Source organism: Amycolatopsis sp. NPDC051106 (genome assembly GCF_040682775.1).
In the GTDB taxonomy this organism is placed as follows: domain Bacteria; phylum Actinomycetota; class Actinomycetes; order Mycobacteriales; family Pseudonocardiaceae; genus Amycolatopsis.
The window spans coordinates 24,646-50,521 of sequence record NZ_JBFBBQ010000041.1 but is presented as its reverse complement, the minus strand read 5'-3'; the positions used below and the strand labels follow the sequence as shown (position 1 = coordinate 50,521).

22 protein-coding genes are annotated in these 25,876 nt (G+C 72.1%); 12 read left to right on the top strand and 10 right to left on the bottom strand.

Features of this window, described 5'->3' with window-relative positions; genetic code table 11:
- Positions 1-149: 149 nt before the first annotated feature.
- The 6 genes from AB0M83_RS27715 to AB0M83_RS27690 form a co-directional block, all read right to left on the bottom strand.
- A complete protein-coding gene (locus AB0M83_RS27715) occupies positions 150-4,853 on the bottom strand; it encodes a DUF6531 domain-containing protein (RefSeq protein WP_364521304.1) in 4,704 nt (1,567 codons plus the stop codon).
- Positions 4,854-5,022: 169 nt separating this feature from the next.
- On the bottom strand, positions 5,023-5,958 hold the full coding sequence (locus AB0M83_RS27710) for an acyl-ACP desaturase (protein ID WP_364521303.1): 936 nt from the start codon (positions 5,956-5,958) through the stop codon (positions 5,023-5,025).
- Between the two features lie 151 nt (positions 5,959-6,109).
- Positions 6,110-7,513 carry an MmgE/PrpD family protein gene (locus AB0M83_RS27705; RefSeq protein WP_364521302.1) on the bottom strand — a complete coding sequence of 468 codons (1,404 nt, stop codon included), beginning with the start codon at positions 7,511-7,513 and terminating at the stop codon, positions 6,110-6,112.
- Positions 7,510-8,331 carry a cyclase family protein gene (locus AB0M83_RS27700; RefSeq protein WP_364521301.1) on the bottom strand — a complete coding sequence of 274 codons (822 nt, stop codon included), beginning with the start codon at positions 8,329-8,331 and terminating at the stop codon, positions 7,510-7,512. Before AB0M83_RS27700 ends, AB0M83_RS27705 begins: the two co-directional genes overlap by 4 nt.
- Complete coding sequence (locus tag AB0M83_RS27695) at positions 8,328-9,143, bottom strand: CoA ester lyase (RefSeq protein WP_364521300.1); 816 nt, start codon at positions 9,141-9,143, stop codon at positions 8,328-8,330. Before AB0M83_RS27695 ends, AB0M83_RS27700 begins: the two co-directional genes overlap by 4 nt.
- Positions 9,140-10,327 (bottom strand): CoA transferase, encoded by a 1,188-nt coding sequence (locus tag AB0M83_RS27690; RefSeq protein ID WP_364521299.1) that lies wholly within the window; start codon positions 10,325-10,327, stop codon positions 9,140-9,142. The genes AB0M83_RS27695 and AB0M83_RS27690 overlap by 4 nt, the downstream gene beginning before the upstream one ends.
- Positions 10,328-10,572: 245 nt before the next feature.
- Here AB0M83_RS27690 and AB0M83_RS27685 point away from each other — a divergent pair, with 245 nt between their 5' ends.
- From AB0M83_RS27685 to AB0M83_RS27645, 9 genes are read left to right on the top strand one after another with little or no spacing between them, the layout of a single operon-like run.
- Positions 10,573-11,817: an ABC transporter substrate-binding protein gene (locus tag AB0M83_RS27685; protein ID WP_364521298.1), complete on the top strand. Its 1,245-nt coding sequence runs from the start codon at positions 10,573-10,575 to the stop codon at positions 11,815-11,817.
- The gene (locus AB0M83_RS27680) at positions 11,814-12,827 is read left to right on the top strand and encodes a branched-chain amino acid ABC transporter permease (RefSeq protein ID WP_364521297.1); all 1,014 of its coding nucleotides are present in this window, start codon (positions 11,814-11,816) and stop codon (positions 12,825-12,827) included. The genes AB0M83_RS27685 and AB0M83_RS27680 overlap by 4 nt, the downstream gene beginning before the upstream one ends.
- A complete protein-coding gene (locus tag AB0M83_RS27675; RefSeq protein ID WP_364521295.1) occupies positions 12,824-13,873 on the top strand; it encodes a branched-chain amino acid ABC transporter permease in 1,050 nt (349 codons plus the stop codon). The genes AB0M83_RS27680 and AB0M83_RS27675 overlap by 4 nt, the downstream gene beginning before the upstream one ends.
- Complete coding sequence (locus AB0M83_RS27670; RefSeq protein WP_364521294.1) at positions 13,870-14,604, top strand: ABC transporter ATP-binding protein; 735 nt, start codon at positions 13,870-13,872, stop codon at positions 14,602-14,604. Before AB0M83_RS27675 ends, AB0M83_RS27670 begins: the two co-directional genes overlap by 4 nt.
- Positions 14,591-15,292: an ABC transporter ATP-binding protein gene (locus AB0M83_RS27665; protein ID WP_364521293.1), complete on the top strand. Its 702-nt coding sequence runs from the start codon at positions 14,591-14,593 to the stop codon at positions 15,290-15,292. The genes AB0M83_RS27670 and AB0M83_RS27665 overlap by 14 nt, the downstream gene beginning before the upstream one ends.
- Positions 15,293-15,336: 44 nt before the next feature.
- Positions 15,337-16,638, top strand: a complete 1,302-nt coding sequence (locus AB0M83_RS27660) for an MmgE/PrpD family protein (RefSeq protein WP_364521291.1) — start codon at positions 15,337-15,339, stop codon at positions 16,636-16,638.
- A complete protein-coding gene (locus AB0M83_RS27655; RefSeq protein WP_364521290.1) occupies positions 16,638-17,273 on the top strand; it encodes an aspartate/glutamate racemase family protein in 636 nt (211 codons plus the stop codon). The genes AB0M83_RS27660 and AB0M83_RS27655 overlap by 1 nt, the downstream gene beginning before the upstream one ends.
- Positions 17,270-18,649, top strand: a complete 1,380-nt coding sequence (locus AB0M83_RS27650; RefSeq protein ID WP_364521289.1) for an FAD-binding protein — start codon at positions 17,270-17,272, stop codon at positions 18,647-18,649. Before AB0M83_RS27655 ends, AB0M83_RS27650 begins: the two co-directional genes overlap by 4 nt.
- Positions 18,650-18,657: 8 nt before the next feature.
- On the top strand, positions 18,658-20,127 hold the full coding sequence (locus AB0M83_RS27645) for a dihydroorotase family protein (RefSeq protein ID WP_364521288.1): 1,470 nt from the start codon (positions 18,658-18,660) through the stop codon (positions 20,125-20,127).
- A gap of 54 nt (positions 20,128-20,181) precedes the next feature.
- Here the strand turns inward: AB0M83_RS27645 and AB0M83_RS27640 are convergent, their stop codons facing one another.
- The gene (locus AB0M83_RS27640; protein ID WP_364521287.1) at positions 20,182-20,997 is read right to left on the bottom strand and encodes an IclR family transcriptional regulator; all 816 of its coding nucleotides are present in this window, start codon (positions 20,995-20,997) and stop codon (positions 20,182-20,184) included.
- Between the two features lie 104 nt (positions 20,998-21,101).
- Positions 21,102-21,497: a RidA family protein gene (locus AB0M83_RS27635; protein ID WP_364521329.1), complete on the bottom strand. Its 396-nt coding sequence runs from the start codon at positions 21,495-21,497 to the stop codon at positions 21,102-21,104.
- Between the two features lie 93 nt (positions 21,498-21,590).
- Here AB0M83_RS27635 and AB0M83_RS27630 point away from each other — a divergent pair, with 93 nt between their 5' ends.
- Positions 21,591-22,571: a WYL domain-containing protein gene (locus AB0M83_RS27630; protein ID WP_364521286.1), complete on the top strand. Its 981-nt coding sequence runs from the start codon at positions 21,591-21,593 to the stop codon at positions 22,569-22,571.
- 17 nt (positions 22,572-22,588) lie between these two features.
- Here the strand turns inward: AB0M83_RS27630 and AB0M83_RS27625 are convergent, their stop codons facing one another.
- Positions 22,589-23,617 (bottom strand): epoxide hydrolase family protein, encoded by a 1,029-nt coding sequence (locus tag AB0M83_RS27625; RefSeq protein WP_364521285.1) that lies wholly within the window; start codon positions 23,615-23,617, stop codon positions 22,589-22,591.
- Positions 23,618-23,654: 37 nt separating this feature from the next.
- On the opposite strand from AB0M83_RS27625, the gene AB0M83_RS27620 reads away from it, so the two are divergent.
- The gene (locus AB0M83_RS27620) at positions 23,655-24,215 is read left to right on the top strand and encodes a TetR family transcriptional regulator (protein ID WP_364521284.1); all 561 of its coding nucleotides are present in this window, start codon (positions 23,655-23,657) and stop codon (positions 24,213-24,215) included.
- A 2-nt stretch (positions 24,216-24,217) separates the two neighbouring features.
- Here AB0M83_RS27620 and AB0M83_RS27615 read toward each other — a convergent pair whose 3' ends face one another.
- Positions 24,218-24,778 carry a helix-turn-helix domain-containing protein gene (locus AB0M83_RS27615; RefSeq protein WP_364521283.1) on the bottom strand — a complete coding sequence of 187 codons (561 nt, stop codon included), beginning with the start codon at positions 24,776-24,778 and terminating at the stop codon, positions 24,218-24,220.
- A gap of 48 nt (positions 24,779-24,826) precedes the next feature.
- Between AB0M83_RS27615 and AB0M83_RS27610 the strand changes: the two genes are divergently transcribed.
- Complete coding sequence (locus AB0M83_RS27610; protein WP_364521282.1) at positions 24,827-25,789, top strand: class I SAM-dependent methyltransferase; 963 nt, start codon at positions 24,827-24,829, stop codon at positions 25,787-25,789.
- Positions 25,790-25,876: the final 87 nt, after the last annotated feature.

Sequence of the window (25,876 nt, the reverse complement as noted above, 5' to 3'; positions counted from 1 at the left end):
GGGTCGGCCGGCGTGCGGAACCCGCCCGCGTGGGTCCCGCCCTGCGGGTCGGGGACCTCGAAGGTTCGGTCGACTTCTACGCGCAGCTGTTCGGCGCCGGACCGGCCCAGCGCCGGCCCGGCTACGCCATCGCCGAACCCGCCTCGCGGTCAGGGTTTCTGGTACGGGCGCGTCGCGCCGGTCTCGGCGTTGTGCTCGGTGACCTTGATGCCGTTCTGCTCCAGCTTCGGGTACTCGATCTTGTCGAAGATGTTGTCGGGCCGGCGGTAGGGGTAGATGTCGCCGTTCGGGTTCGGGATCCCGGTGCTGGTCTCCTTCCCGGGCTTGTCCGGGAAGACGACGTGGGTGTCCGGCGTCGAGTTCTTCGCGAACGTTTCCGACGCGTGGTCCCACTTCTCCTTGACGAAGTTCTTCTGGTCGAGGTTGGACGTGCCGTGGTCGCCGTGCGACCAGTACCCCTTGTCCGGGTCCTTCATCATCTTGTCGTCGACCCAGCCGGGCATCTTCAGGTGGTTGTCGGCGACGAGACCCTCGAGGGTGTTGCCGCCGTGCTGCTTGGCGACCGAGTTCGCCTTGAACTCGATCGAGCCCAGGTACGGGTCGTCCGGCCCGCCGTGGCCCTGCTTGTACCCGCCGGACCAGAAGAAGTGCTTGTCGGCGCGCATCATCTGGTCCAGCTCGGGCTTGAACTTCTCCCATTCCTCGCGCGTCATGCGGTTCACGTCGACGCCGAGGTCGGGCCTCTTCGCCGGGGGCGGCTTGAGGTCCGGGTGCTGGTCGAAGTCGTCCGGGCGGGGCCGCTTCGTGCTCGACGGCCCGCCGGTCTTGCCGCACGCGCCCACGAGTCCGAGCGGGTCGCCGGTGAGCAGCGGTTCGGCGACGTACCCGACGGGGTCGGGCGCGGCGGCGAGCCCGAGCGGGTCCTGGCTGAGGTACCGCGCGGTTTCCGGGTCGTAGTAGCGGAACACGTTGTAGTGCAGCCCGGTTTCCTCGTCGCGGTGCTGCCCGGGGAACGCCAGCGGGACGGCCGCAGCGTCGGCGCCGGGCAGCGGCGCGCCCCAGAAGCTGCTGCGGTCCCGCCAGACCAGCGCGCCCCGCGCGTCCAGCAGCTCGGTCGGCGTGCCCGCGGGCGAGGTGATCACGCAGTGGAACCGTTCCCCGGACGCGGTGCGCTCGACCTGCACGACCGGGCGGCTGTCGGCGGGATGCCGTTCCCACGTGAGGATCCGGCGCGAACCGTCCGCGCCGGATTCGACGCGCTCCACGAGGTCGAAGCCGCTCCAGAGGAACCGCGTGTCGGCGGCGAGCTCGGGTTCGCCGTCGGCGCCGGTGACCCAGCGCCGCTTGGCGAACCGGCGGCCGAGCGGGTCGTAGTGGTAGGTCCAGCGCGCGCCGTCCGGGGTCCGCACGCCGCGCATCCGGTCCAGCTGGTCCCACGAAAACGTCCAGGACCGCTCGCCGCGGTGCCGGCCGGTGACCCGCCCCTGCGCGTCACCGGTGTAGCGGGTGCCGCCCGCCGAGACCAGCGTGTTCCCGCGGTAGGTCCGCGGACCCGGCAGCGCCGGCGAGTCGGCCGAGGTGACACTGCCCGCGGCGTCGCGGGCGAACCGCTCGGCCCCGCCGGGACCGCGCGCCTCGCCGACCCGGCCCGCGGGGTCGAACTCCAGCCGCCAGGTGTCCCCGACCGCGGCGAGCCTGCCGTCGGGCCGGTAGCCGTAGGTGCGCTGCCCGACGCCGGCGATCTCCTCCGCGGCGAGCCGGTCCTCCGCGTCGAACCGCCGCCGGAGCAGCACCGTCCCGTCGACGCCGCGGGCGACCTCGCGCCCGGCCGCGTCGTGCTCGAACCCGACGTCGTGCCCGGCGATCCGCAGCGAGCGCGGCAGGCCCGCGTCGTCGAAGGTCCATTCACTGTCCACACCGGACGAGGTGCGGCGGCGCAGGAGCGTTCCTTCGTAGCTCCAGGCCACGCCGAGCCCGTTGACCGTCTCGGCGATCACCCGGCCGTGCCCGTCCCGGACGACCTCCAGGCGGGACTCGGCGTTCTCGGCGAGGGCCAGCCGGCCCAGGGCGTCGTAGGCGTAGCGGGTGACGTCCTCGGCCGTCCGCCGTTCGACGACGTTGCCGAGGAGGTCGTAGGCGAACTCGGTGGGTTCGCCGAGGCCGTTGGTCATGCGCCGCAGCTGCCCGGCCGCGTCGTAGGCGTAGGTGAGCCGGCGGCCGTCGTAGTCGGTCTCCTCGACCAGGCGCCCGGCCGGGTCGTAGGTGTAGCGCCAGGTGAGGCCCCGCGGGTTCGTCACCGCGGTGAGCCGCAGTTCGGTGTCGTAGCCGTACGTCGTCCGCGCGCCCGCCGCGTCGATGTCGGCCACGGCGAGCCCGAACGGCCCGTACTGGCGGCGCCGCACGCCGCCTGCCGCGTCGCGGTACTCGACGACCTGCCCTTCCGCGTCGTGCAGCCAGGTTTCCCGGTCGCCGTGCGGGCCGATCCGCCAGGCGCGGCGGCCCTCGGCCGTCCAGCCCAGCCGGGCCGCGCCGCCGGAGGCGGTGTGCACGAGTTGCGGCCGGCCGAAGACGTCGCGGTCCCCGGGGCGCCCGTCGGTCGCCGGTGCGTCGGCGAGCGGGTCGGGCGCGGCTGCCGGATCGCCCGCCCCCGCGGCACCGGGCAGGACGGTGAACGGGTCGGCCGCGGGCACCACCCGGTGGACGGCGGCGTCGCCGTCGCCCACCTGCAGCCGCACCTCGCCCTCGGATGCGGGTGCCGTCCGGACCACGGACCCGTCGGGGCGGATGACGGTGGCGAGCTCGCCGTCGCGGTAGTCGTACCGGGTTTCGCGGCCCAGTTCGTCCACTTGGGACAGCAGCTGGTCGTAGCGGCTCCAGGTGTAGCGCCGGGAGCCGCCCAGCGGGTCGATCCGTTCGACGAGCTGCCCGGCGTCGTTGAGCCGGTAGGTCCAGGTGTGGCCGAGCGCGTCGGTGTGCCGGGTGGCGCCGGGCTCGTAGGCGAACGTCGCGTTGTAGAAGCCGTTCGCCCCGACGGTGCGCACGCAGCGGCCGGCGGCGTCGTAGACGTAGCGGTACCAGGTGCCGGTGCGGTCCTGCCAGCCGACGAGCCGGTGCTCGAAGTCGTAGTCCAGCGTCATCGGGCGGCCCGCGAAGTCCGCGACGGTGGTCAGCTGGCCCAGCCGGTTGTAGCCGAACCGGACCAGCGGCGCGGCGTCGGGCGCGCCCAGGGCGACCACCCGGCCCTCGGCGGTGCCGATCCGGATCTCGACGCCGTCGTCGCGGCGCAGCGCGGTGGGCGTGCCGTCCGCGGCGTAGGCGATCTCGGTACGGCTGCCGTTCTGCTCGATCGCCGTGAGCGCCGCGATCCGGCCGCTGCCGGTGAAGTGCAGTTCACGCTCGCCGGTGGCGAGCCGGTAGCCGCCGGGGGAGCGGTGCAGCGGGTGGCGCGGGCCTTCCAGCGGCAGCGTGGGTCCGTCGGCGGGCACCGGGTAGACGAGGACCATGCCGTCCTCGGCGTAGAACCGGACGTGCTCGGGGCCGACCTCCAGCCGCTGGTCCAGGGTGGAGGTCCAGGACCGGCCGAACCAGCGGCCCGTGCGGTAGGACGACAGGTGCGTGCGGGTCAGTTCCAGGTCGCCCGCGTCGCCCGGCAGGGTCAGGTCGACCTGGGTGACCACCACCTCGCCGGTGGCGACGTCCACCGGGTCGGAGACGCAGACCTTCTTGTCGTCCGGCACCGCGCGGTCGCGCGGGCCGTCGCCCTTGGGGTCGCCCTTCGGCTTGGCTCCGCCGTCGGGGCCGCCCTTCGGCGTGCCCCCGGGCGGGTCGGCCTTCGGCGGCGGGCCGTCGGCGGGCGGGTCGCTCTTCGGCGGCGGATCGGTCTTGGGCGGCGGGTCGCTCTTGGGTGGTGGGTCGGTCTTGGCGCCGGACGGCGTGGTGTCGTCGCCCTTCGCACCCGAGGGAGTGGTGCTGTCGCCACCCTTCGGCGGCGGGTCGGTCTTCGGCGGCGGTGCGTCGGGGCCGCCCTTGCCGTTGGGCCCGTCGAGGCCCTTCGGGTTGCCGTTGATGTCGGCGTGCTTCGGCGGCGGCGCTGCCTTGCCCGGCTTGATGTTCTTGAGTGCCTTGGCCGCGTCGCCGAACAGGTCACCGGCCCGCTTGAGCAACGGCATCAGCGCCTGAAGTGCCTTGACCAGGCGTTTGGTCAGGTCGGCGATCTTGGACGCGGTCTTCGCGACGGCGGTGATCACCTGCGGGACGACCCACGTCATGCCGATGCCGAGGGTGAACACGACCTGCAGGGCCCAGCTGATCAGGTGCCCGACGAGTTCGGCGATGATGTCGCGGACCAGCGCCCGCACCGCCGCGACGACCTCACCGGCGGTCTTCACACCACTGGACGCGCCTTCGCAGCCCTTCTGCGCGGTCTCCAGCAGAACGACGGTGTCCTGCGCGCGCTGGCGGTAGGCGTCCCCAGCGGTGCCGGTCCACGACGAGACGTCCGTCTTGACCATCCCGGTCAAGTCTTGGCCGATGCTGCCCAACTCGGTCGCGACGTTCTTCCACGTCTCCGACTGCGCCGCGATCTCGTCAGCGTTGCCGGTCAGACCGTTAAGAGCCTCTTTGAGCGGCCCGACGTGCTCGATCAGCCACCCGACGCCGGCGGCGAGGATCGCGCCGAACGGATCCATGGCCATCGACAGGGCGTCGAGGGCAGTGCCCACGGCGCCCATGGCGACCGAGGCCCAGTCGCCGCTCTCGATCGCGGACTTGAGGTCGGCCGCCGACTCCAGCAGCGAAACACCCGAATACGCCTTGGTGGAGTCTTTGGTCTCCGCGACCAGCGGGTTGCCCACTACGCGACCTTCCTGACGTCACGGCGAACCTTCGTCAAACTTTCAAGCAAGCTTGACGCGAAGGTAGCAGCGTGGGAACGCCAGGTGTCGTGAAGGTGAACCGGATGCCCGAAAATCCGGCGGTTGCTGTCCCGGGCGGGCAACCGTCAGGGCCGCCCGCCCGGCCGCGTCAGCCGTTGGCCATCTTGTTCCGCCGGGCCTCGGCGGCGTCCCGGCGCTCTTCGAAGCGGGCCGCCTGGGCGTCGAGGTTCTTGAGGAAGGCCGCCAGCTCGTCGCGGGCGGCTTCGCCCTCCGGGCCGAGGCCGGTCAGGTCGAAGATCTTCCAGTAGCGCAGCAGCGGCAGGACGACGTCGTCGTGATGGATGCGCAGGTCGTAGATGCCCGCCTTGGCGATCAGGGCCGCCTTCCGGGCGAAGCTCGGGATCACCGCGCCCGGCATCGCGAACGACACGACCTCGTCGGTGATCGCGCGCATCATGGCGTCGGGGGAGATCTCCAGGGAGGCCTTCACCAGGTTGCGGTAGAAGACCATGTGGAGGTTCTCGTCCGTGGACACCCGGGCCAGCAGCCGCTCGGCCAGCGGGTCCTGCGTGTAGCGGCCGGTGTTGCGGTGCGAGATCCGGGTCGCCAGCTCCTGGAACGAGACGTAGGCGCAGACGTGGAGCAGCGGCTTGTCGCCGGTTTCGTAGCCCGCCTGCATCGTCTCCATCCGCATGCGCTCCAGCTCGACGGGGTCGACGGCGCGGGTGACCAGCAGGTAGTCGCGGATGCAGATGCCGTGCCGGCCCTCTTCGGCCGTCCAGCGGTGCACCCAGGTGCCCCAGGCGCCGTCGCGGCCGAACGCGCGCTCGATCTCGCGGTGGTAGCTGGGCAGGTTGTCCTCGGTGAGGAGGTTGACCTCCAGCGCCGTCCGCGCGATCGGGGTGACGCGGGACTGCTCGGGATCCCACGCCTCGCCGCCGAGCTCGGCGAAGTCCCGCCCCTGGCTCCAGGGGACGTACTCGTGCGGCATCCACTCCTGGGCGGCGGCGAGGTGCCGGTTGAGGTTCTCTTCGACCGTCCCTTCCAGCTCGTACAACAGGCGCGTGCTTTCCGGAACCGGCATGGGGACGTCCTTCCGTACCTACGCGACCGTAACTTACGGTGCCGTAGGTAGCGTAAACGGACGTGGGGGCCGAGTGGTTCCCCCGGGTGGGCACGGTCACGATTCCCGGGAGGTCGCTACCGGCGGGTAGCGATCTCCCGGGGAGCCTCGGTCAGGTGCGCAGCAGGCCGGTCAGCTCCGTGAGGTCGCCCAGCTCGGCCAGCCCGTAGGTCAGCTCCGTGATCCGCGCGCTGACCTCGGCCGGGAGGACCCGGGCCGCGTTGAGGCGGAACTTCGTCGCCAGCTCGTCCGCCGAGAGCGGGTTGCCCGGGCCGCCCCGGTTGACGTCGACGCGTTCCTCCAGTTCCCGGCCGTCCTTCAGCCGCGCGCGCAGGACCGCCGGGAACTGGAGGGGGAAGATCTCGTCGCACCGGGGGTCCGGGACGCAGCGGACCTTCGCCGCCAAGGCGAGGCGGGCGGGGTCCGCGGCGGCTTCGTCGGTGAAGTCGTCGTGGAACACGCCCAGCCCGCCGCCGCCCAGCAGCCCGGCCGCCACGGTGTAGGGGCCGGAGAACGCCGCGTGGTAGCCCGACCGGGGCCGGATCTTGGCTTCGCGCGGCTCGCCGATCGTGCGCAGCACCGCCGTCGGCGCGCCCAGCTCCAGCTCGAGAACGTCGGCGGGGTCGACACCCCGGGCACGCAGCCGCCGCGCCGCGTCGATGCCGGCATGGGTGAAGTGGTTGCACGGGTATGGCTTGAAGAAGATCCCGGGCAGCTCCCAGCGCTCGCCGAGGCCGTCGACGATCACGTCCACATCGGACTGTTCGCCGCAGAACGCCTGCAGCAGCCCGAAGCGGCCTTCCAAGACCGTGGGCGGTCCGGTGATGCCGTGACGCGCCATGCCGGCCGCCGTCACCGCGCCGTGGGCCGCCCAGCCGCAGTGGATCCGCTTGACCGTGCCGCCCGTGCGGTTCGCCTCCAGGAGCCCCGAGCCCATGCTGGCCGCGATACCGATGGCGTCGGCGATGCCTTCGGCGTCCACATCGGACAGCATCGCCGCGGCCGCCGCGGCCCCGAGGGCGCCGCAGATCGCGGTCGCGTGCAGGCCGCGCTCGAAGAACACCGAGTTGCCGAGTTCCTCGTCGTAGCCCGCCATCCCCAGCCGGACCGTGATCTCGACGCCGACGCCGATCGCGTCGAGCAGCTGGGCCCCGGTCGCCCCGCGCGACTCCGCGACAGCCAGCGCGGCGGGCACCACCGACGCCGACGGGTGCAGCACCGACGGCAGGTGCGTGTCGTCGAAGTCGAGCGAGTGCGCGAGGGTGCCGTTCAGCAGGGCCGCGCTCGGCTCGGGCAGCCGGTCGCCGGTGCCGATCGCGGTCGCCCGCCCGGTGCCGCCCCACTCCCGGACCAGCGCGCCGACGGCCACAGCGGGTCGCTCGGAGGTGGCGGCCAGGCTGTTGCCGAGCACGTCGAGGACGCGCCGGGCGGCGTCGTCCCGCAGTTCCGGCGGCAGCCCCTTGGCCCGCACCGACGTGGCGAACGCGGCCAGCTGCTGCACGATCGTGGCGGTCATGCGCTCACCGCCGCGAGGGGACGCACGGGCGAGCCGGTGCCGCCGACGATCCGCAGCGGCGCCAGCACGAACGCGAACTCGTGCACGCCTTCGGCCGCGACGGCTTCCAGGTTCAGGTGTTCCAGGATGAAGATGCCCGACTCCACGAGCAGGATCCGGTGCACCGGCAGCACGGCGTGCCCGGCTCCGGCGGGGATCTGCTCGTAAGCCGTCGTGTCGGCACCGGTGGCGACGACTTCACGGGCGGCCAGCCACTCCGCCGCCGACGTCGTCGCGCCGGGGACACCGGTCTCCTTGCCCATGTACTTCGCGGCGTCGTCGAAGTTCCGCGCCCAGCCGGTGCGGATCAGCGCGACGTCGCCGGCGCCGGGCTCGGTGCCGGCCAGCTTCGCGGCCGCGTCCAGGTCGTCGGCCGTGACGCCGTACCCCGGTTCCAGCGTCGGGACGCCGTGCACCGCGGCCACGTCCAGGAGCACCGCGCGCCGCAGCAGGCCGGGGAGGTTTTCCGCGCCGTGCGTGCGGAACACGCCGCCCTGCTGGGCTTCGGCGGCGTCGACGTCGCCGTGCAGCTTGCCGTCGTGGCTGACGTGCGACAGCGCGTCGATGTGGGTGCCGACGTGCCCGCCGGTCACGATGATCTCGTTGGCGGCCGACCCGCCGTCCGGGCGGCGCATGTCGCCGTGGCGGCGGATCAGCGTCATCCGGAACCCGGGGTGGTTCGGCGAGCAGGGCATGCCGGTGAAGAACGGCTGCCCGAGCTCGATCAGCCGGACCCCGCCGGCGATCGCCGACAGCAGCGGATCCTGGGGACGTGTCATGAGTGCTGGCCTTCCCTTTCCTGCGCGAGCGCGAGCACCCAGCGGGCGCGCGCCACGATCGCGGCGTCGACGAACTGTCCGTGGTGGTCGATCCAGGCCGCCGAGCCCTCCGTCGCGAGCCGGTCGAGCAGGTCGCTCGCCCAGGCGGTTTCCGCCGGGTCGGGCGCGCACACCTCGTGCACCACGGGAATCTGGGCGGGGTGGATCACCGACCGGCCGAAGAACCCGGCCCGCCGCCCGGCTTCGGTGCTCGCGCGCAGGCTGTCGAGGTCGCGCACGGCGGTCCAGACGCTCTGCACCGGGCTCGGCAGCCCGGCCGCCCGCGCCGCGACGACGACCCGGGAGCGCGGCCAGGTCAGCGCGTCCCCGCCGGTGACGCGCAGGTCCGCGGCGAGGTCGGCTTCCCCGAGGGAGATCCCGGCGACGAGCGGGTGCGCGGTGGCGATGGCCAGTGCGTTCTCCACACCCAGCGCGGATTCGAGCACCGGGTACACCGGCACGCCGAGGGTGTCGGCGACCCGCCGAAGCTCGCCCGGGTCCTCGCACTTGGGCACGCGAACGCCCGCGGCCCCGGTCAGTGCCTTGATGTCGGCCTCGCCGGCGGGGGTGCCCGGCGCGTTGATCCGGACGAACGCTTTCGCGCCGTCGTCCAACGCGGCCAGCGCGTTGCGCCGCGCCTCGTCTTTCGCCGCCGCGGCGACGGCGTCTTCGAGGTCGATGATCACGGCGTCCGCCGGACCGGCCAGTGCCTTGGCGATCCGGTCGGGCCGGTCACCCGGAACGTACAGCCAGCTGCGCAGGACCTCGCTCACTTGATCACGCCTTTGTCGCGCAGGGCCGCGAGTTCCGGCTCGCCCAGGCCGTAGCGGCCGAGGACTTCGGCGGTGTGCGCGCCGAGGGGCGCCCCGGCCGAGGTGATCCCGCCGGGCGTCTCCGACAGCCGGAACAGCACGTTCTGCATCTTCACCGGCCCGAGCTCGTCGTCGTCGACCGTCGTGATGCTGTTCAGCGCCGCGAACTGCGGGTCCGTCATGACATCGGCGGCGGTGTAGATCGGCGCGACGGCGGCCTGGGCCTCTTCGAACGCCTTCACGACGTCGTCGCGGTCGCGGTCGGCGATCCACGAGCCGACGGCGTCGTCGAGCAGATCGGCGTGCTGCGCGCGTTCGGCTCCGCTGGCGAACCACGGCTCGTCGATCAGCTCCGGGCGTCCGACCAGCCGCATCACGCGCTCGGCGATGGACTGCGCGCTGGTGGAGATGGCGACCCAGCTGCCGTCACGGGTGCGGTAGGTGTTGCGCGGCGCGTTGTTGGTGGACCGGTTGCCGGTGCGCGGCTGCAGCGTGCCGAGCTGGTCGTAGGCGATGATCTGCGGCCCGAGCAGCGTCAGGATCGGCTCGATGATGGCCAGGTCGACGACCTGCCCGCGCCCGGTCTGGTCGCGGGCCCGCAGCGCGGTCATCACGGCGTAGGCGGTGGTCAGCGCGGCGATCCCGTCGGCGAGGCCGAACGGCGGCAGCGTCGGCGGGCCGTCCGGTTCGCCGGTGATCGCGGCGAACCCGCTCATCGCCTCGGCGAGGGTGCCGAAGCCGGGCCGCTTCGCGTACGGGCCGATCTGCCCGAACCCGGTGACACGGGTGAGCACCAGCCCGGGGTTGATCTCGCGAAGCTCGTCGTAGCCCAGGCCCCAGCGCTCGAGCGTGCCGGGACGGAAGTTCTCCACGACGACGTCCGCGTCCGCCACCAGCTTCTTGAAGATCTCCTGACCCTCGGGCGAGCCGAGGTACAGGGTGATCGCCTTCTTGCCGCGGCCGAGCATCTTCCACCAGAGGCCGACGCCGTCGCGCTGCGCGCCGTGGCTGCGCACGGGATCGCCGTTCGGGTGCTCGATCTTGATCACCTCGGCGCCGAAGTCGCCCAGCAGCGTCGCGGCCAGCGGGCCGGCGAACAGGGTGGCGGTGTCGAGCACCCGGATCCCGGACAAAGCGCCCGTCATGGGGCTTACCTGCCTTTCTCGTCCGGCGACTCGGATCCGATCATCGTTTCGCCGGGGGGAACGCTTGTGAACGTCTGGTTTCGTAGCGACGTCTCTCGGTGTTTCCCAAGTTCGCACTGATCGCACGTGTCCGTCAAGTTATGCGCAGATGTTGACCTGAAGTCGGGCCGGGTGTCACGATGACCCGCAACAAACCTGGCGTTTCGCTTAGCGGAACGACAGCCCTTCCAGTGGGAAGAGGTGACATGTCCGCACGAATGCTCGTCGCGGGACTCGGGGCGCTGGCCCTGCTCGTGACCGGGTGCGGGGGATCGGCTCCGATGGGAGCCGGGGGCGCCGCCGCGGGGCGGGACGAGGGCCCGGTCAAGATCGGGGCACTGCACCCGGTCAGCGGCTCGAACGCGGTCGACGGCCTGCAGATGCGCCGCGGCGCGCAGCTGGCGGTCGACGCGATCAACGCGGCCGGCGGCATCAAGTCGCTCGGCGGCCGCAAGGTCGAGCTGGTCACGGGGGACACGCAGGGCAAGGCCGACATCGGGCAGAGCGAGGCCCAGCGGCTGATCTCGGCCGGCGCGGTCAGCCTGGTCGGTACCTACCAGAGCGCCGTGAGCACCAACGTCGCCGTCGTGGCCGAACGCAACCGGGTCCCGTTCGTGATGGACGTGACCGCCTCCGACGCGATCTTCTCCCACGGCTACCAGTACTCGTTCCGCGTGCAGCCGGGCAGCAAGGCGATCGCGACGGCCGCCGCGCAGTACCTGAAGGCGGTTTCGGACCAGGCCGGCAAGCCCGTGCGCAAGGTCGCGTTCCTGCACGAGCAGAGCGACTTCGGCAGCGGCGCGGCCGACGCCTTCACCGCCGCGGCGAAGCAGCTCGGCATCGGGATCGGCCCGAACATCAGCTACGACGCCACCACCGTCAGCGACCTGACCGCCCAGATCACGCAGGTCAAGGCCTCGGGGGCGGACGTGCTGGCGGTCGCCGGCTACTACCGCGACAGTCTTTTGGCGGCCAAGGCGATCGCGTCGGTCAAACCCGGCCTCAACGCGGTCTGGGGTGTCTCGAACGGCGCGTACGACCAGCCCAAGTTCGTCGCCGACGCCGCCGCGCTCGGCAACCTCTACTTCAGCACCAACTACCACTACGACGCGACGAACCCCGAGACCGTCGCGCTGCGCGAGAAGTACCAAAAGCTCTACGGCGACCCGATGCGCACCGGCGCGGTCCTGTCCTACGACGCGGTCCAGGTGATCGCGCACGGCGTCGAGCAGGCCGCGAGCACCGACCCGCAGAAGGTGCGGGACGCGATCGCCGCCGCCCAGGTCTCGCCGTTGACCGTCGGCCGCGGGCAGATCCAGTTCGCCCCCAACGGCGACAACCGCAACGCCTTCCCCGTCCTGATGCAGGTCCGGGACGGGCGGGTCCAGCAGGTGTATCCCCCCGAAAAAGCCGAATCCCGGCCCGACTACAGGGTGGCGTGGCGACCATGACCGAACTCGACACCGGGGCGCCCGTCGTCCCCGAAACCGCACCACCCGACCAGAAGATCAAGGCGGACAGGGGTTTCCTCGGCCGGGCCGGCATCGTGGCCGCCGTCCTCGTCGTCGCGATCGTGCTCGCGCTGGTGCAGTCCGGCAGCGGCCTGGTGGTCTGGCAGTCGGTGGTCACCGGCATCCTGACCGGCGGGCTCTACGGCCTGATCGCGATGGGCCTGACGCTGATCTTCGGCGTGCTCGACATCGTGAACTTCGCCCACGGCGCGTTCCTCACGGTCGCGATGTTCCTGTCCTTCGGGATGATCCAGGCGACCGGGCTGCACCCCTACCTGACGCTGATCGCCGCGGTGCCCGTGCTGTTCCTGCTCGGCGCGGCCGTGCACCGCGGACTGCTGTCCGGGAAGGGGGGAGGGTCGCTGGAGAACCAGCTGCTGATCACGCTCGGCCTGTCGCTGCTGCTGGAGAACGGGCTGCTGATGTTCTTCGGTGCCGAGCCCAAGACGATCGACCTGCCCGGCGACTTCCAGTTCCCGTTGCTGGGCGCGGTGGTCGCGGGTTCGCGGCTGTACGCGTTCCTCGGCGCGATCGTGCTCGGCGGGCTGTTGTACTGGCTGCTGCGGCGGACCCGGCTGGGCACGGCGATCCGCGCGGTCGCCGCGAACGCGCCTGGTGCGGCGCTGGTCGGCATCAACGTCCGCCGGATGCACACGCTGACGTTCGCCATCGGCACGGCGTGCGCGGGAGCCGCGGCGGTACTGGCCGGCCCGCTCGTCACGGTGACGCCCACGCTGGGGGAGCAGTTCAACATCACGGCGTTCGTCGTCGTGGTGCTCGGCGGGATGGGCAACGTCGTCGGCGCGCTCGTCGGCGGCCTGCTGATCGGGCTGGTCGAGCAGCTCACCACGATCTACCTCGGCGGCCAGAGCTCGCTGCTCGGTGTCTTCGTGGTGTTCGTGCTGGTGCTGTTCCTCCGCCCGCAGGGCCTGTTCGGGAGGCGCGCATGAGCACCATCACCATCGCCGCGCCGACCGGATCCTCGGACGCCGTCAAAGCGCCGCCGCTGCGCCCGCAGAACCGGCAGCTGGCCATCCTCGCGATTCTGGTGATCGTCGCGATCCCGCTGCCGCTGATCCTGCCCGCCGCCCAAGGAGCGGTCGCCGTCCGGATCCTGATCTTCCTGCTGATGGCCGTCGGCTGGAACATCATGAGCGGGTTCGGCGGGATGTTCAGCTTCGGCCACGCCGCCTACTTCGGCCTCGGCGCTTACACCAGCGCGTACCTGCTGGTGAAGCACAACGTCTCGCCGTGGATCGGGATGCTGGCCGGGATGGCGGTGGCCGCTGCGGTCGCGGTGATCATCGGCTACTTCTCCTTCCGCTACAAGCTCCAGGGCGCCTACTTCGCGCTGGCGACGTTCGCGTTCGCGGAGATGCTGCGGCTGATCGTCACGAGCAGCGCCTTCGCCAACAAGTCCGTGGGCTACAGCGTGCCGCTGATCCAGGACTCGTCGCTGTGGCTGATCCAGTTCCCGGCCGACTCGCCCGCGTACTTCTGGGTGGCCCTGGTCCTGGCCGGGGCGGCGGTCGCGATCAGCATCGTCTTCCTGCACTCCCGCGCCGGCCGGTACGTCACGGCCATCCGCGACGACGAACTGGCCGCCGCGTCACTCGGCGCTCCGGTGGTGCGGCACAAGCTGATGACGGTCGCGCTGTCCGCCGCGATCACCGCGGTGGCGGGCGCTTTCTACACGCAGTACTACCTGTTCGTGAACCCCGATCTCGGGTTCGGCTCGGCCATCTCGATCCAGGCGATCGTGCCCGTGGTCATCGGCGGCATCGGCACGGTGTGGGGTCCGGTGGTCGGCGCGATCATCATCGGCTCGCTCACCGACGTCACGGCGACGCTGCTGCGCACCCCACCGGAGTTCCTGGGCTTCCTGCAGGGCCGCAGCGGCCTCGACGTCGTGCTGTACGCGGTGCTGGTGATCCTGATCGTCCGGGTGCTGCCCAAGGGGATCGTCGGAACTCTCGCTGCGAGGTGGCGTCGATGAGCATCGTGGAAGTCACCGGCGTCGGCAAGGCGTTCCGCGGTGTCCACGCACTGTCCGATGTGGACCTTTCGGTCGCCGAGGGCGAGATCCTCGGCGTCATCGGGCCCAACGGCGCGGGCAAGACGACCCTGTTCAACGTCATCTCCGGCGCGCTGAAGCCGGACACCGGCCGGGTGCGGCTGGCGGGTGACGACGTCACCGGCCGTGCGGCCGACCGGATCGCCCGTGCCGGGATGGTCCGTACGTTCCAGCTGATGCGGCCGTTCGCGAGCATGACGGTGACGCAGAACGTCAGCCTCGCCGCGCAGCACCACCGGCTGAGCGCGAAAGCGTTGCGAGCGCACGCGCTCGACGTCGTCGACCGGGTCGGGCTCGGGCCGTGGGCGCACCGCGCCGCCACCGACCTGCCGACCGCCGGGCTCAAGCGCCTCGAACTGGCCCGGGCGCTCGCGACCCGGCCGAAGGTGCTGTTGCTCGACGAGGTGCTGGCCGGGCTGGTCCCGGCCGAGCGCGAACCGGTGCTCGACCTGCTCGCCACGCTGCGCGAGCAGGAGGGCGTCACGCTGGTGTTCATCGAGCACATCATGGCCGCGGTGATGCGGCTGGCCGACCGCGTCCTCGTGCTCGACCAGGGCCGCGTGCTGGCCGTCGGCTCGCCCTCCGAGGTGACCAGCGACCCGCGCGTCATCGACGCCTACCTCGGTGAGGAGCCGACCCATGCTGACGCTTGAGAAGGTGTGCGCCGGGTACGGGCGGATGCGCATCCTGCACGACGTCGACCTGCACCTCGGCGCCGGCGAGATCGTCGCGCTGGTCGGTGCGAACGGGGCCGGCAAGACGACGACGCTGCGCAGCATCTGCGGGCAGCTCAAGCCGTCGTCGGGCCGCGTCACGCTCGACGGCGAGCCGACCGCGGGCCGGCGTCCGGACCAGCTCGTGCGCGACGGGCTGGTGCACGTGCCCGAGGACCGCGCGCTGTTCGGCACGCTCACCGTCGAGGAGAACCTGCGGATGGGTGCGTGGACCCGCACACCCGCCCAGGCCGCTGCGTCGTTGGCCGAGGTCTACGAGCTGTTCCCGGTGCTCGCCGAGCGCCGGACGCAGATCGCCCAGACCTTCAGCGGCGGCCAGCAGCAGATGCTCGCGATCGGCCGCGCCCTGATGGCCGGGCCGCGGCTGCTGATGCTCGACGAGCCGTCGACCGGGCTTTCGCCGAAACTGACCTGGACGGTGCTGGAAGCGGTCCAGCGCATCCGGGACGGCGGGGTGGCCGTGCTGCTGGTCGAGCAGAACGCGAAGCAGGCGCTGGCCATCGCCGACCGCGCGTACGTGCTGGAAAGCGGGTCGACCGTCCTGCAGGGCACCGGCGCCGAACTGGCCGGTGACCAGCGCGTCAGGAAGGCGTACTTGGGACTGTGAAACGCGAACAAGCCGCTGCGGCGACCGCATCGCTGGGAGCTTGGGTGTCCGAACTGGACGTCGCGAGCGTCCCGGCCGCGGTGCTCGACCGGCTGTCCCTCGTCCTGCTCGACGTCGTCGGCGTCACCGCATTGGGTGCTTCGCTGCCGGAGCAGCGTTCGTTGGCCGATGCCTGGCGCGCCCCGGCCGGTCCGGCGCCGCTCATCGGTGCCGGGCGGCTCGTCACGACCGACGCGGCGGCGTGGCTCAACGGCGTCGCGCTCGTCTCGCTGGAGCTGGACGAGGGGCACAAGTACGCCAAGGGTCACCCCGCCGCCCACGGGTTCCCCGCGGTGCTGGCGCTGGCGGCCGAACTGGACAGCACCGGCGCGGACACGGCGGCGGCGCTGCTGGCCGCCTACGAGGTGGCCGCGCGGTTCGGCCGCGCGACCACCCTGCGCGCGGGCGCGCACCCGCACGGCAGCTGGGGCGTCCCCGGTGCGGCGGCGGGCTGCGCGCGGCTGCTCGGCCTCCCGCCCGGGGCGGTCGCGGCCGCCATCGACACCGCGGCCGGGCTGGGCATCGCCGGGCACTTCGACTCGGCGACGCAGGGCAACCCGGTGCGCAACGCGTGGCTGGGTGCCTCGGCGACGTCCGGGCTCGCCGCGGCCCGGATGGCGGCGGCCGGGATGGCCCGCACCACCGGCACGGCCGCGCTCTCGCTCGGCACCCTGCTCGGCGAGTTCGACGCGGCCGAGCTGACCACGGACCTGGGCACCCGCTGGGACATCACGCGCGGCTACTTCAAGCGGCACGCGTCCTGCTCCTTCACCCACCCGGCGGCGGACGCCGTGCTCGAACTGCGCTCGCGGCCGGCTTTCCGGGCCGAGGGCATCACGCACATCTTGGTGGAGACGCACGTCCTGGGTGCCGGACTGGCCGAGGTGGACTGGTCGAACCGGCTCTCGGCGATGTTCTCGACGCCGTTCGTGGTGGCGACCGCCGCGTTGACGGGCGAGGTGGGGCCGGAGAGCCCGCTTTGTGACGCCGGCGTGCGCTCCCTGGCGAGCCGGGTGCGCCTGGTCGAGGCCGCCGACCTCACCGCCCGGCTGCCGGACGAGCGGGCCGCCCGCGTGACCGTCGCCTTCGACGACGGCACGTCGCTGACCTGCGAAGTCCCCAACCCGGTCGGCGACGCCGACCACCGCCCGCTGACCGAGCCCGACCTGGTCGGCCTGCTCGGGAAGTGGCTGCCCCGGCCGTTCGTGGCGCGCGCCGCCGCGTTGGGCCGCGCCCTGCCCGGCCTGCCCCACGCCGGCGCGGCGCTGCGCGAGCTGGCCGGAACCGAAGAGAAGGAGCCGAACTGATGCGTGCCCTCGCGGTGACGCCCATCCACCTGCCGCCCGAGGAGATCCGGCGGCGGCAGGAGCGCTACGACCGGCTCGCGCCGCCGGGCCTCGAGATCGAGCTGCGCGACGTCGGCCCGTCGGCCCCGAAGACCCTGGACACGGACGAGTCCATGCGGGTTTCCGAGAACGCCGTCGCCGCGGCGCTCGCGGCCGCCGGCGACGGCTGGGACCTGGCCTTCCCGGACTGCGTGCTGGACCCGGCCGTCCCCGACGCCGTCGCGCAGCCGCCGTTGCCGGTGCACGGCCTGCTCAAGCTGTCGGCGACCTACCTCGCCGCGAAGGGCGTCCGGTTCGGCGCGGTCGTGCGCAACGAGGCGATCGCCGACGAGTTCGCGAAACGCATCGCCGCCTACCGGCTGACCGAGTACTTCGTGGGCGTCCGCGTACTGGACCTGCCGTTCTCCGCGATCGCCGAGACCGAGACGTGGAACGCCGCCCTCGGCACGGCGGTGCGCGAACTGGCGGAATCGGGCGCCACGGCGGTGATCAACGGCTGTTCGGCGGTCGACGTCGAGCCCGCCGACCTCCCCGCGCGCATCGTCGATCCCACCGGACTGGCGCTGCGCCTGCTGACGGTCGAGGGGGTCGCGTGACCGGCGGACCCGACCTCGTCGTCGCCGGCGCGGGCGGCGGGCTCGCCGGTGCCCTACGGGCGGCCGAACTGGGCCTGAGCGTCCTGGTGGTCGAGGCGAGCGAACACTTCCGGCGCGGCAACAACACCTCGATGTCCACGGCGATGTTCCCCGGCGCCGGCTCCCGCTGGCAGGCCGCGGAGGACATCGACGACTCGCCCGGGAAGTTCGTCGCGGACATCATGGCCAAAACGCATGGGCAGGCCGACGCGCGGCTGGCCCGCACCCTGGCCGCGGTAAGCGCCCCGCTCGTCGAGTGGCTCGCGGACTCGGTGGGGTTGCCGCTTTCGCTCGTCACCGACTTCAACTACCCCGGCCACGCCGTGCCCCGGTGCCACACGATCCCGGGCCGGCACGGCTCCGGCGTCATCGACCACCTCGCCCGCAAAGTGACCGAACACGAGAACATCGAGCTCCTCGCCCCCGCCCGGCTCGTCGACGTGCTGTCCGATGTGGACGGTGTCCGCGCGGCCGTCGTCCGGTACCCCGACGGCGCCGGGGAAGAGATCCCGACGCGGGCGGTCCTGCTGGCCACCAACGGATTCGGAGCCGACGCCGACCTCGTCGCGAAGCACCTGCCCGAGATCGCGGGATCGCTCTACCAGGGCAGCGACCAGTCGCTCGGCGACGCCCTGCGCATCGGCGAGAAGCTCGGCGCCGCGACCGGGTTCCTCGACGCCTACCAGGGCCACGGCGCGGTGTCCGCCACCGCGGGCACGCTCGTCGGCTGGGCGACGATCATCCACGGCGCGATCCTCGTCGACAGCGAAGGCCGCCGTTTCGGCAACGAGACGCGCGGCTATTCCGAGTACGCCGCCGAACTGGCCGCGCGGCCCGGCTCGACCGGCTGGATCGTGCTCGACGAGACGATCTTCGAGCAGTGCCAGCCGTTCCGGGACTTCCGGGACGTGGTCTCCGCCGGCGCGCTGGTCTGGGCGGACGACGCCGCCGGGCTGGCGAAGGCGACCGGCCTGCCTGCGGACGCCCTCGCCGAAGAACTCACCACCGCAGCCGCGATCGCGCGGGGCGAACGCGAAGACGAGCACGGCCGCACCCACTGGGAGCGCCCGCTGTCCGGCCGCTACGCCGCCGTGCGCGTGGTGCCCGCGCTGTTCCACACCCAGGGCGGGCTGCTGGTCGACGAGCACGCCGCCGTCGTCGACCCCGAGGACCGCCCGATCCCCGGGCTCTACGCCGCGGGTGGCGCCGCGGCGAGCATCTCCGGGCACGGCGCCGCCGGCTACCTGCCCGGCAACGGACTCCTGCCCGCCTTCGGGCTGGCCTACCTGGCCGCCGGCGACGTCGCCCGGCGCCGAAACCTCTACACCGCAAGCTGAGGAGAACCATGGCAACGACGGAACTGCTCGTGAAGAACGTCCGGGTCGTCCGCCCCGACGACGCCGACGGGACCGAGCCCGAACTGCTGGACATCGCCGTGAACGACGGCACGATCACGCGCGTGGCGCCGGACCTGCCGACGGACGACGCCGCGCGGGTCGTCGACGGCCGCGGGCTGCTCGCCTTCCCCGGCGTCGTCGACGCGCACCAGCACTGGGGTATCTACAACGAGCTCGCCACCGACACCCGCACCGAAAGCCGCGCGAGCGCGCAGGGCGGCGTCACGACGTCGCTGACGTACATGCGCACCGGCCAGTACTACCTCAACAAGGGCGGCAGCTACCGCGACTTCTTCCCCGAGGTGCTCAGCGCGTCGGAGGGCAACGCCTACGTCGACTACGCCTTCCACCTCGCGCCGATGAGTTCGCAGCACATCTCCGAGATCCCTTACCTCGTCGAGGAATTCGGCGTCACGTCGTTCAAGATCTTCATGTTCTACGGCAGCCACGGCCTGCACGGGCGTTCCACCAGCCAGAGCGACTTCCTGATGATCCCGCCGGACGAGCGCTATGACATCGCGCACTTCGAGTTCGTGATGCGCGGGGTCCAGCAGGCGCGCGAGGTGCTGACGGAGTACGCGCCGCACCTTTCGCTCTCGCTGCACTGCGAGACGGCGGAAATCATGACCGCGTACACGAAGCTGGTGGAGCAGGACGGCTCGCTGTCGGGCCTGCGGGCCTACAGCGCGTCGCGGCCGCCGCACTCCGAAGGGCTCGCCGTCACGATCGCGTCGTACCTGGCGCACGAGACCGGGTTGCCGAACATCAACCTGCTGCACCTGTCGTCGGAGAAGGCGCTCTCGGCCGCGCTGACGATGGGGAAGGCTTTCCCGCACATCGACTTCCGGCGCGAGGTGACGATCGGGCACCTGCTGGCCGACGTCGACACGGCGTCGGGCATCGGCGGCAAGGTCAACCCGCCGCTGCGCGAGCGTGAGGACGTCGAGGCGCTGTGGCGGCACGTGCTGGCCGGCGACGTGGACTGGGTCGTCAGCGACCACGCGTGCTGCCGCGACGAGCTGAAGTTCGGCTCGGACCGCGACGACGTCTTCCTCGCGAAGTCCGGCTTCGGTGGTGCGGAGTACCTGCTGCCGGGGCTGGTCGGCGAGGGGACCAAGCGAGGCTTGTCCCTGCAGAGGATCGCCCAGCTGACTTCGCGGAATCCCGCGCGCCGCTACGGCTTGCTGAAGAAGGGCACGATCGCCGAAGGCTTCGACGCGGACTTCGCGCTGGTCGACCCGGACGTCCGCTGGACCGTGCGCGCGGCGGAATCGGAGTCGACGCAGGAGTACACGCCGTTCGAGGGCTTCGACATGACGGCGAAGGTGACCGACACGTTCGTACGCGGCCACCACGTGTTCGCCGATGGCAAGGTCGTCGGCGACCCGGTGGGCCGGTACCTCAAGCGCGGCCGCTGAAAGACGGTCGTGAGTGAGGAACGAAGTTCTAACCCTGTTTCTCACTCACGACCGCTACCGGCCGGACTCCTGCAGCCAGGCCCAGCTCTGCCGGATCTCGGCCGCCGCTTCGCGCACGAGGTCGCGGTAGCGGCTGACGGCGTCGGGCGTGAAGCGGTACTGCGGACCGCAGATGCTGATGGACCCGTGGACCTCGCCGTCCGGCCCGAACAGGGGAGCGGCGACCGATCCCGCGCCGGGCTGGCGTTCGCCGAGCGAGACCGCGACGCCGTCGCGGGTCACGTCGGCGAGGACGTCGCGCAGCTGGTCGGCCGCGGTGATCGTGTGCTCGGTCAGCGCGGGGAGTTCCCGCTGCAGCAAGGCTTCCCGGCGGTCTTCGGGCAGGGACGCGAGGATCACCTTGCCGGAGGAACCGGCGTGCAGCGGGAACCGCCGGCCGAGCTCCACGGTCATCTTGATCTCGCGCGGGCTCTCGAACTGGTCGAGGTACACCCGTTCGTCGCCGACCAGCCCGGAGAGCGTGGTGGTCTCGCCGGTCTCGTCGCGCAGCCGCCGCAGGACGGGAATGGCCGCGACGCGGGCGTCGAACCGGCGCAGGGCGCTCGCCCCGAGGGCGACCGCCGCCGGACCGAGCCGGTAGCCGGCGACGCCGGGATCGGTGGCCAGCATCTCGCGGGAGACGAGCGACTGCAGGATCCGGTAGACGACCGCCTTCGACAGGTCGAGCTCCCGGCTGATCGTGCTGACGCCCAGGTACCGGGGTCCACCGGTGAAGAGCAGCAGCACGTCCGCCACCCGGGCGGCGGCCTCGGTGCCGGCGTTGTCCGACGCGGTGGCGGGCTTGCGCCCGGCGGTACTGTTGGCGGCCAAGCTCGTGGTCCTCGACTTCGTTTCGCTGACAGGAACGGTTCAGCCCGGAGCATAGCACTTTGGGGCATTGGCCCGGGTAAACCGTTCCGGCCAGCGATACGCCGTTACGAGACGGCGGTCCCTTCCAGCTCGACCAGCTGGCCGGGGATCGCCAGCCGGGTCACCCCGAGCATCGTCGTCGCCGGGGCCACCCCCGCGGCGCCCAGCCGCGCCGCCAGCACCCCGTAGTGCGGGAACAGCCCGTCGACGTCGGTGGTGTAGACGTTGAGCCGGACGAGGTTCGCCAGCGTCATGCCGGCCTCACCGAGCACGGCCTCCAGGTTGTCGAGGCTCAGCGCCAGCTGTGCGGCCACGTCCCCGTCGTGCTCGGGCTTGCCGTCGGCGCTCATCGCGGTCTGCCCGGAGCAGTACAGGGTCCGGGTGGGCCCGGAGACGAGCTCTCCCTGGTTGAACCCCATTTCCGTCGACCACGTCGTCGGGTTGACCGCCGTTCGTTCCACTGCCACTTCAGCTCCGTTCGGTTCGACTTCGGTGCGCACGAGCCTCCCGGCAAATCACGACATCTGTTGTCGGGTATTCGCTAGGGTTTCCGGATGCGCGCCGACCGCCTGGTCTCGCTGGTGCTGCTGCTGCGGCAGCGCGGCCGGCTGACCGCGGACGTCCTCGCCCGCGAACTGGACGTGTCCACCCGGACCGTGCTGCGCGACATCGAAGCGCTGTCCACGGCCGGCGTCCCGGTCTACGCCGAACGCGGCCGGCACGGGGGATTCGCGTTGCTGCCCGGGTTCCGGACCGAGCTCACCGGGCTGAACCACGACGAGGCGCTGGCCCTGCTCGCCACCGGCCCGGGCCTCGGCTTCGGCCCGGCGCTCGCGTCGGCCCGGCGCAAGGTGGCCGACGCGCTGCCCGCAAGCCATCGGGCGACCGCGAGCGACGCGGCTCGCCGGTTCCTCGTCGAGCCGGAAACCGACCTGCTCTCCCGTCGCGCGGCGGTCGAGGAGGTGCCCGGTCCGGCCATGGTCGAAATCCGGCGCGCGGTCCTTTCCGGACACCGGCTGCGCATCCACTACGCGGCGGCGGACCAGGCGCCGCGGTGGCGCACGGTGGACCCGATCGGCCTGGTCTCCGTCCGCGACCGGGGTTACCTGCTGGCCACGCGAGCCGGCGCGGACCGCACCTACCGGCTGTCGCGGGTGCTGGCCGCCGAGGGCCTCCCCGAACCGGCGCAACGGCCGAGCCACGTCGACCTGGACCGGGTGTGGCGGGACCGTTGCGCGCAGTTCCTCGCCGGTGGACACCTCACCGTGCTGATGAGGGTGGATCCGAAGCGGCGGGAGGAAGTGCTGAGCACCGCGGTGGCGGTCCGCACGGCGGAACCCGGCACCGACGGCTGGCTGCGGCTGGAGGCGACGTTCCAGGACGCGTGGCACGCCGAGTGGGCGCTGTGGCAGCTCGGCACGGACGCGGAAGCGCTGGCACCGCCGTCCTTGCGCACCGCGCTGCGCGACCGCGCCGCCGCGATCGCCGCCCGGTATGCAGACCGGCCCGCTGAAGGGCCCCTTCGGCACATGTGACGCGCTGAAGGTGCCCTTCAGCTCAGCTCGACCGCGCGGTGCAGGTCGCGGGCGTAGGCGTCGGGCTGTTCCCACGCGGCGAAGTGGCCGCCGGCCTCGTGTTCCACGTATTCGCGGACGTTCAGGAACGCTTCGGCGTAGCTTCGCGGCTCCGGTTTGGTGTCGTGCGGGAAGATCGACAGCACGGTCGGCGTCTCGATCCGGCCGGGGAGGGCGACCGGTTCGGTGTAGGTGGCGAACGAGGTGCCGATCGTGCCGGTGACCCAATAGGCGGTGATCCAGGTGAGCAGGTCGTCGAGGGTGAAGGCCGCTTCGCCGGACCAGGACTCGAGTTTCTCCGCGATCCAAGCCGCGAGGCCGGCGGGCGAGTCGCCGAGGGCGACGGCGAGGGTGTTCGGCCGCGTGGACTGCTCGGCGATGTAGCCGCCCTCGCTCCGGAACCACCGCGCGGCCCGGCCGAGGTAGGCGGCCGCGTCGGGCGCGAGCGTCGCCGGGTCCGCCGTGAGCGCCCGCTGCGGGGCGATGTTCGTGAGGTGCAAGGCTGTCACCCGGTCCGGGTGGTCGCCCGCGAGGATTTCCGCGACGGTGCCCCCGACGTCGCCGCCCGACACCGTGTAGCGCCGGTGACCGAGTTCGGCCAGCCCGTCCGCGACGATCCCGGCGATCCGGCCGGCCGACATGCCGGACGTGGTGAGCGGAGCCGCGAACGGGAAGCCCGGCAGCGCGGGAACCACCACGTGCACGTCCGTGAGCAGGGGCAGGACGCGTTCGAACCGCAGCACCGAATCCGGCCAGCCGTGCAGCAGCACGACGACCGGGGCGTCGGGATCCGCGGCCCGCTGGTGGATCACCCGCAGGCCGGCGCTCACCGTGACCCAGGGGAGTGCGCGAATGCGGCGCTCGTGCGCGTCCCAGTCATAGCCATCGGCCCAGCGTGCGAGCAGTGCGTCGAGCCGGGCGCCGGTGACGCCGCGCGTCTCGTCGGCGGTCCAGGGGGTCGTGACCCGTCGGGTCCGCCGGAGTCTTTCCCGCAGTTCGTCCGTCATGTGTACGACGATACACACGATGTGTATGCTCGTACACATGACTTCGCGCGACGCGGCGGCCACCCGGCAGCGAATCCTCGACCAGGCACGACGCCAGTTCTCCCAGCACGGGTACACGGCGGTCGCGGTCAAGGGCGTGGCCGACGCGGCCGGCGTGTCACCCAACCTCATCACGCGTTACTTCGGCGGCAAGGAGGGCCTTTTCCTCGCGGCGACCCGAGTGGAGATCCCGGTCGAGAACTCCTTCGGCGGCGACCGTTCCGAGCTCGGCGCGCGGCTGGCGGCGAGCATCGTCCGGCGCTGGTCCGGCGAACCGGGCGAGGATCCGCTGCTGGTGCTGCAACGCGCGTCGGGCGAACGCCCGGAGGCGGCGGAGGCGCTGGCCGCCTTCCTCGACACGAACTCCCTGGAGCCGCTGCACCGCTACCTGCGCGACAGCGGCCTGACCGACGTGGAGGCCCGTAGCCGGGCCGCGGCGATCGACGCGTTCGTGCTCGGTGTCTCGACCCGCCGCCGGGTGCTGCGCTCGGAGCTAGGCGATTCCGCTGAGCTTGAGGCGTGGCTGGGCGCGGTGATTCAGCGCCTCGCGGATGGGTGACGTCAGGCTTGGAACGCTTGGATGGTGAGTGCGGCGAAGCGCCGGGAGGCGGCGATGCGTGCGGCCGGGGTGCGTGCGTGGATGCCCGTGGTGGCCATCAGCATGAGGTTCAGGTCGGCCAGGCCGACGTCCGCGCGCAGGTGGCCCGTTTCCCGGGCGCGGCGGATCAGCCGCGCCGCGGAGGTCAGCGACGTGGTGCGCATCGCGGCCAGGTCCAGCGTGCGCGGGAAAGCGGACTTGAACGCCGTGGTGAAGCCGTGGTCTCGGGCCTGCAGTTCGCACAGCTTCCGGACCGTGACACGGAAACCGCGCCAGGGATCGGGGTCGGCAAGTCCTTCGTCCATGGCGGCCCGCCAGGCGAGCACCTGCTCGGTGAACGCTGCGGCGACCAGCGTTTCCTTGGCCGGGAAGTGGCGGTAGACGGTCGCGGGCCCGACCTCGGCGCGCCGGGCGATCTCCCGGATCGGCACCTCCAGGCCCTCGGTGACGAACACCGCGCGCGCCGCGTCGAGGATGCGGCCGCGGGCGTCGGAACGCCGGTGGCGAGGCAATCGAGCGGTCACCGCTCTCATTTTAGCCAGCCGGACGGCAGCCTCCGTTACGGTCCGCGCATGACTTCGACCAGGCAGCACGGGGACGAGTGGGACCTGGCGTCGAGTGTCGGCGCGACCGCGACCATGGCCGCCATGACCCGGGCGATCGCGACCCGCACGGACCGCGCGCGCCTCGACGACCCGTTCGCCGAGCCGCTCGTCCGCGCGGTCGGCATCGATCTGCTCACCCGGCTGGCGGCCGGGGATCTGCCGCCGGGCGAGCTGGTCGGGCAGGTGGCGATCGACGGCGCCAAGGTGCGGACCCGGTTCTACGACGAGTTCTTCCTCGACGCGGCGAACGCGGGCATCGAGCAGGTGGTGATCCTGGCTTCAGGGCTGGATTCGCGGGCGTACCGGTTGCCGTGGCCGGCCGGGACGGTGGTGTACGAGCTCGACCAGCCGCGGGTCGTCGAGTTCAAGACCCGCACCCTCGCCGGGCTGGGCGCCGAGCCCACGGCCGACCGGCGGGTGGTCGCGGTCGATCTGCGCGACGACTGGCCGGCCGCGCTGCGCACCGCCGGGTTCGACCCGGCCCGGCCGAGCGCGTGGAGCGCCGAAGGCCTGCTCGGCTACTTGCCACCGGAGGCGCAGGACCGCCTGCTGGACACGGTCACCGAGCTCAGCGCGCCGGGGAGCCGGGTGGCCACCGAAAGCAGGCCGAACCCGCGGCCGGGCGCCGAAAGCCAGACGAAACGGCGGTTGAACGGCATCTCCGAACTCTGGCGCGCGCACGGCTTCGACCCCGACATGGCGCGGCTGCGGTACTTCGGCGAGCGCAACGAAGCGGCGCCGTACCTGACCGGCCTCGGCTGGACGCTGACCACGGCCGGCACTCGCGACCTGCTTGCCGCCCAAGGTCTCCCGCCCCTGGAGGACGACGACCTGCGCATGGGTGACCTGCTTTACGTGAGTGGCGTTCTCGAGAGCTGGTGTCGCGCGTCGCCCGGGCATGACTCCCGGCCGCGCCGATGCAGTGAATGACTCATTCCTGGCGTCACGACCCGGCCCAGAACCCGCGACCGTCAACGAACCTCAGACGCGTGACGCTAGCCGGGTGTGCCATTGAAT

What these genes read in the sequence shown, in the direction of transcription:
- AB0M83_RS27710 (WP_364521303.1), bottom strand. Translation starts at nt 5,958, where the DNA reads ATGCCGGTTCCGGAAAGCACGCGCCTGTTGTACGAGCTGGAAGGGACG.
- AB0M83_RS27705 (WP_364521302.1), bottom strand. Translation starts at nt 7,513, where the DNA reads ATGACCGCCACGATCGTGCAGCAGCTGGCCGCGTTCGCCACGTCGGTG.
- AB0M83_RS27700 (WP_364521301.1), bottom strand. Translation starts at nt 8,331, where the DNA reads ATGACACGTCCCCAGGATCCGCTGCTGTCGGCGATCGCCGGCGGGGTC.
- AB0M83_RS27690 (WP_364521299.1), bottom strand. Translation starts at nt 10,327, where the DNA reads ATGACGGGCGCTTTGTCCGGGATCCGGGTGCTCGACACCGCCACCCTG.
- AB0M83_RS27685 (WP_364521298.1), top strand. Translation starts at nt 10,573, where the DNA reads ATGTCCGCACGAATGCTCGTCGCGGGACTCGGGGCGCTGGCCCTGCTC.
- AB0M83_RS27680 (WP_364521297.1), top strand. Translation starts at nt 11,814, where the DNA reads ATGACCGAACTCGACACCGGGGCGCCCGTCGTCCCCGAAACCGCACCA.
- AB0M83_RS27675 (WP_364521295.1), top strand. Translation starts at nt 12,824, where the DNA reads ATGAGCACCATCACCATCGCCGCGCCGACCGGATCCTCGGACGCCGTC.
- AB0M83_RS27670 (WP_364521294.1), top strand. Translation starts at nt 13,870, where the DNA reads ATGAGCATCGTGGAAGTCACCGGCGTCGGCAAGGCGTTCCGCGGTGTC.
- AB0M83_RS27665 (WP_364521293.1), top strand. Translation starts at nt 14,591, where the DNA reads ATGCTGACGCTTGAGAAGGTGTGCGCCGGGTACGGGCGGATGCGCATC.
- AB0M83_RS27655 (WP_364521290.1), top strand. Translation starts at nt 16,638, where the DNA reads ATGCGTGCCCTCGCGGTGACGCCCATCCACCTGCCGCCCGAGGAGATC.
- AB0M83_RS27645 (WP_364521288.1), top strand. Translation starts at nt 18,658, where the DNA reads ATGGCAACGACGGAACTGCTCGTGAAGAACGTCCGGGTCGTCCGCCCC.
- AB0M83_RS27630 (WP_364521286.1), top strand. Translation starts at nt 21,591, where the DNA reads ATGCGCGCCGACCGCCTGGTCTCGCTGGTGCTGCTGCTGCGGCAGCGC.
- AB0M83_RS27625 (WP_364521285.1), bottom strand. Translation starts at nt 23,617, where the DNA reads ATGACGGACGAACTGCGGGAAAGACTCCGGCGGACCCGACGGGTCACG.
- AB0M83_RS27620 (WP_364521284.1), top strand. Translation starts at nt 23,655, where the DNA reads ATGACTTCGCGCGACGCGGCGGCCACCCGGCAGCGAATCCTCGACCAG.
- AB0M83_RS27610 (WP_364521282.1), top strand. Translation starts at nt 24,827, where the DNA reads ATGACTTCGACCAGGCAGCACGGGGACGAGTGGGACCTGGCGTCGAGT.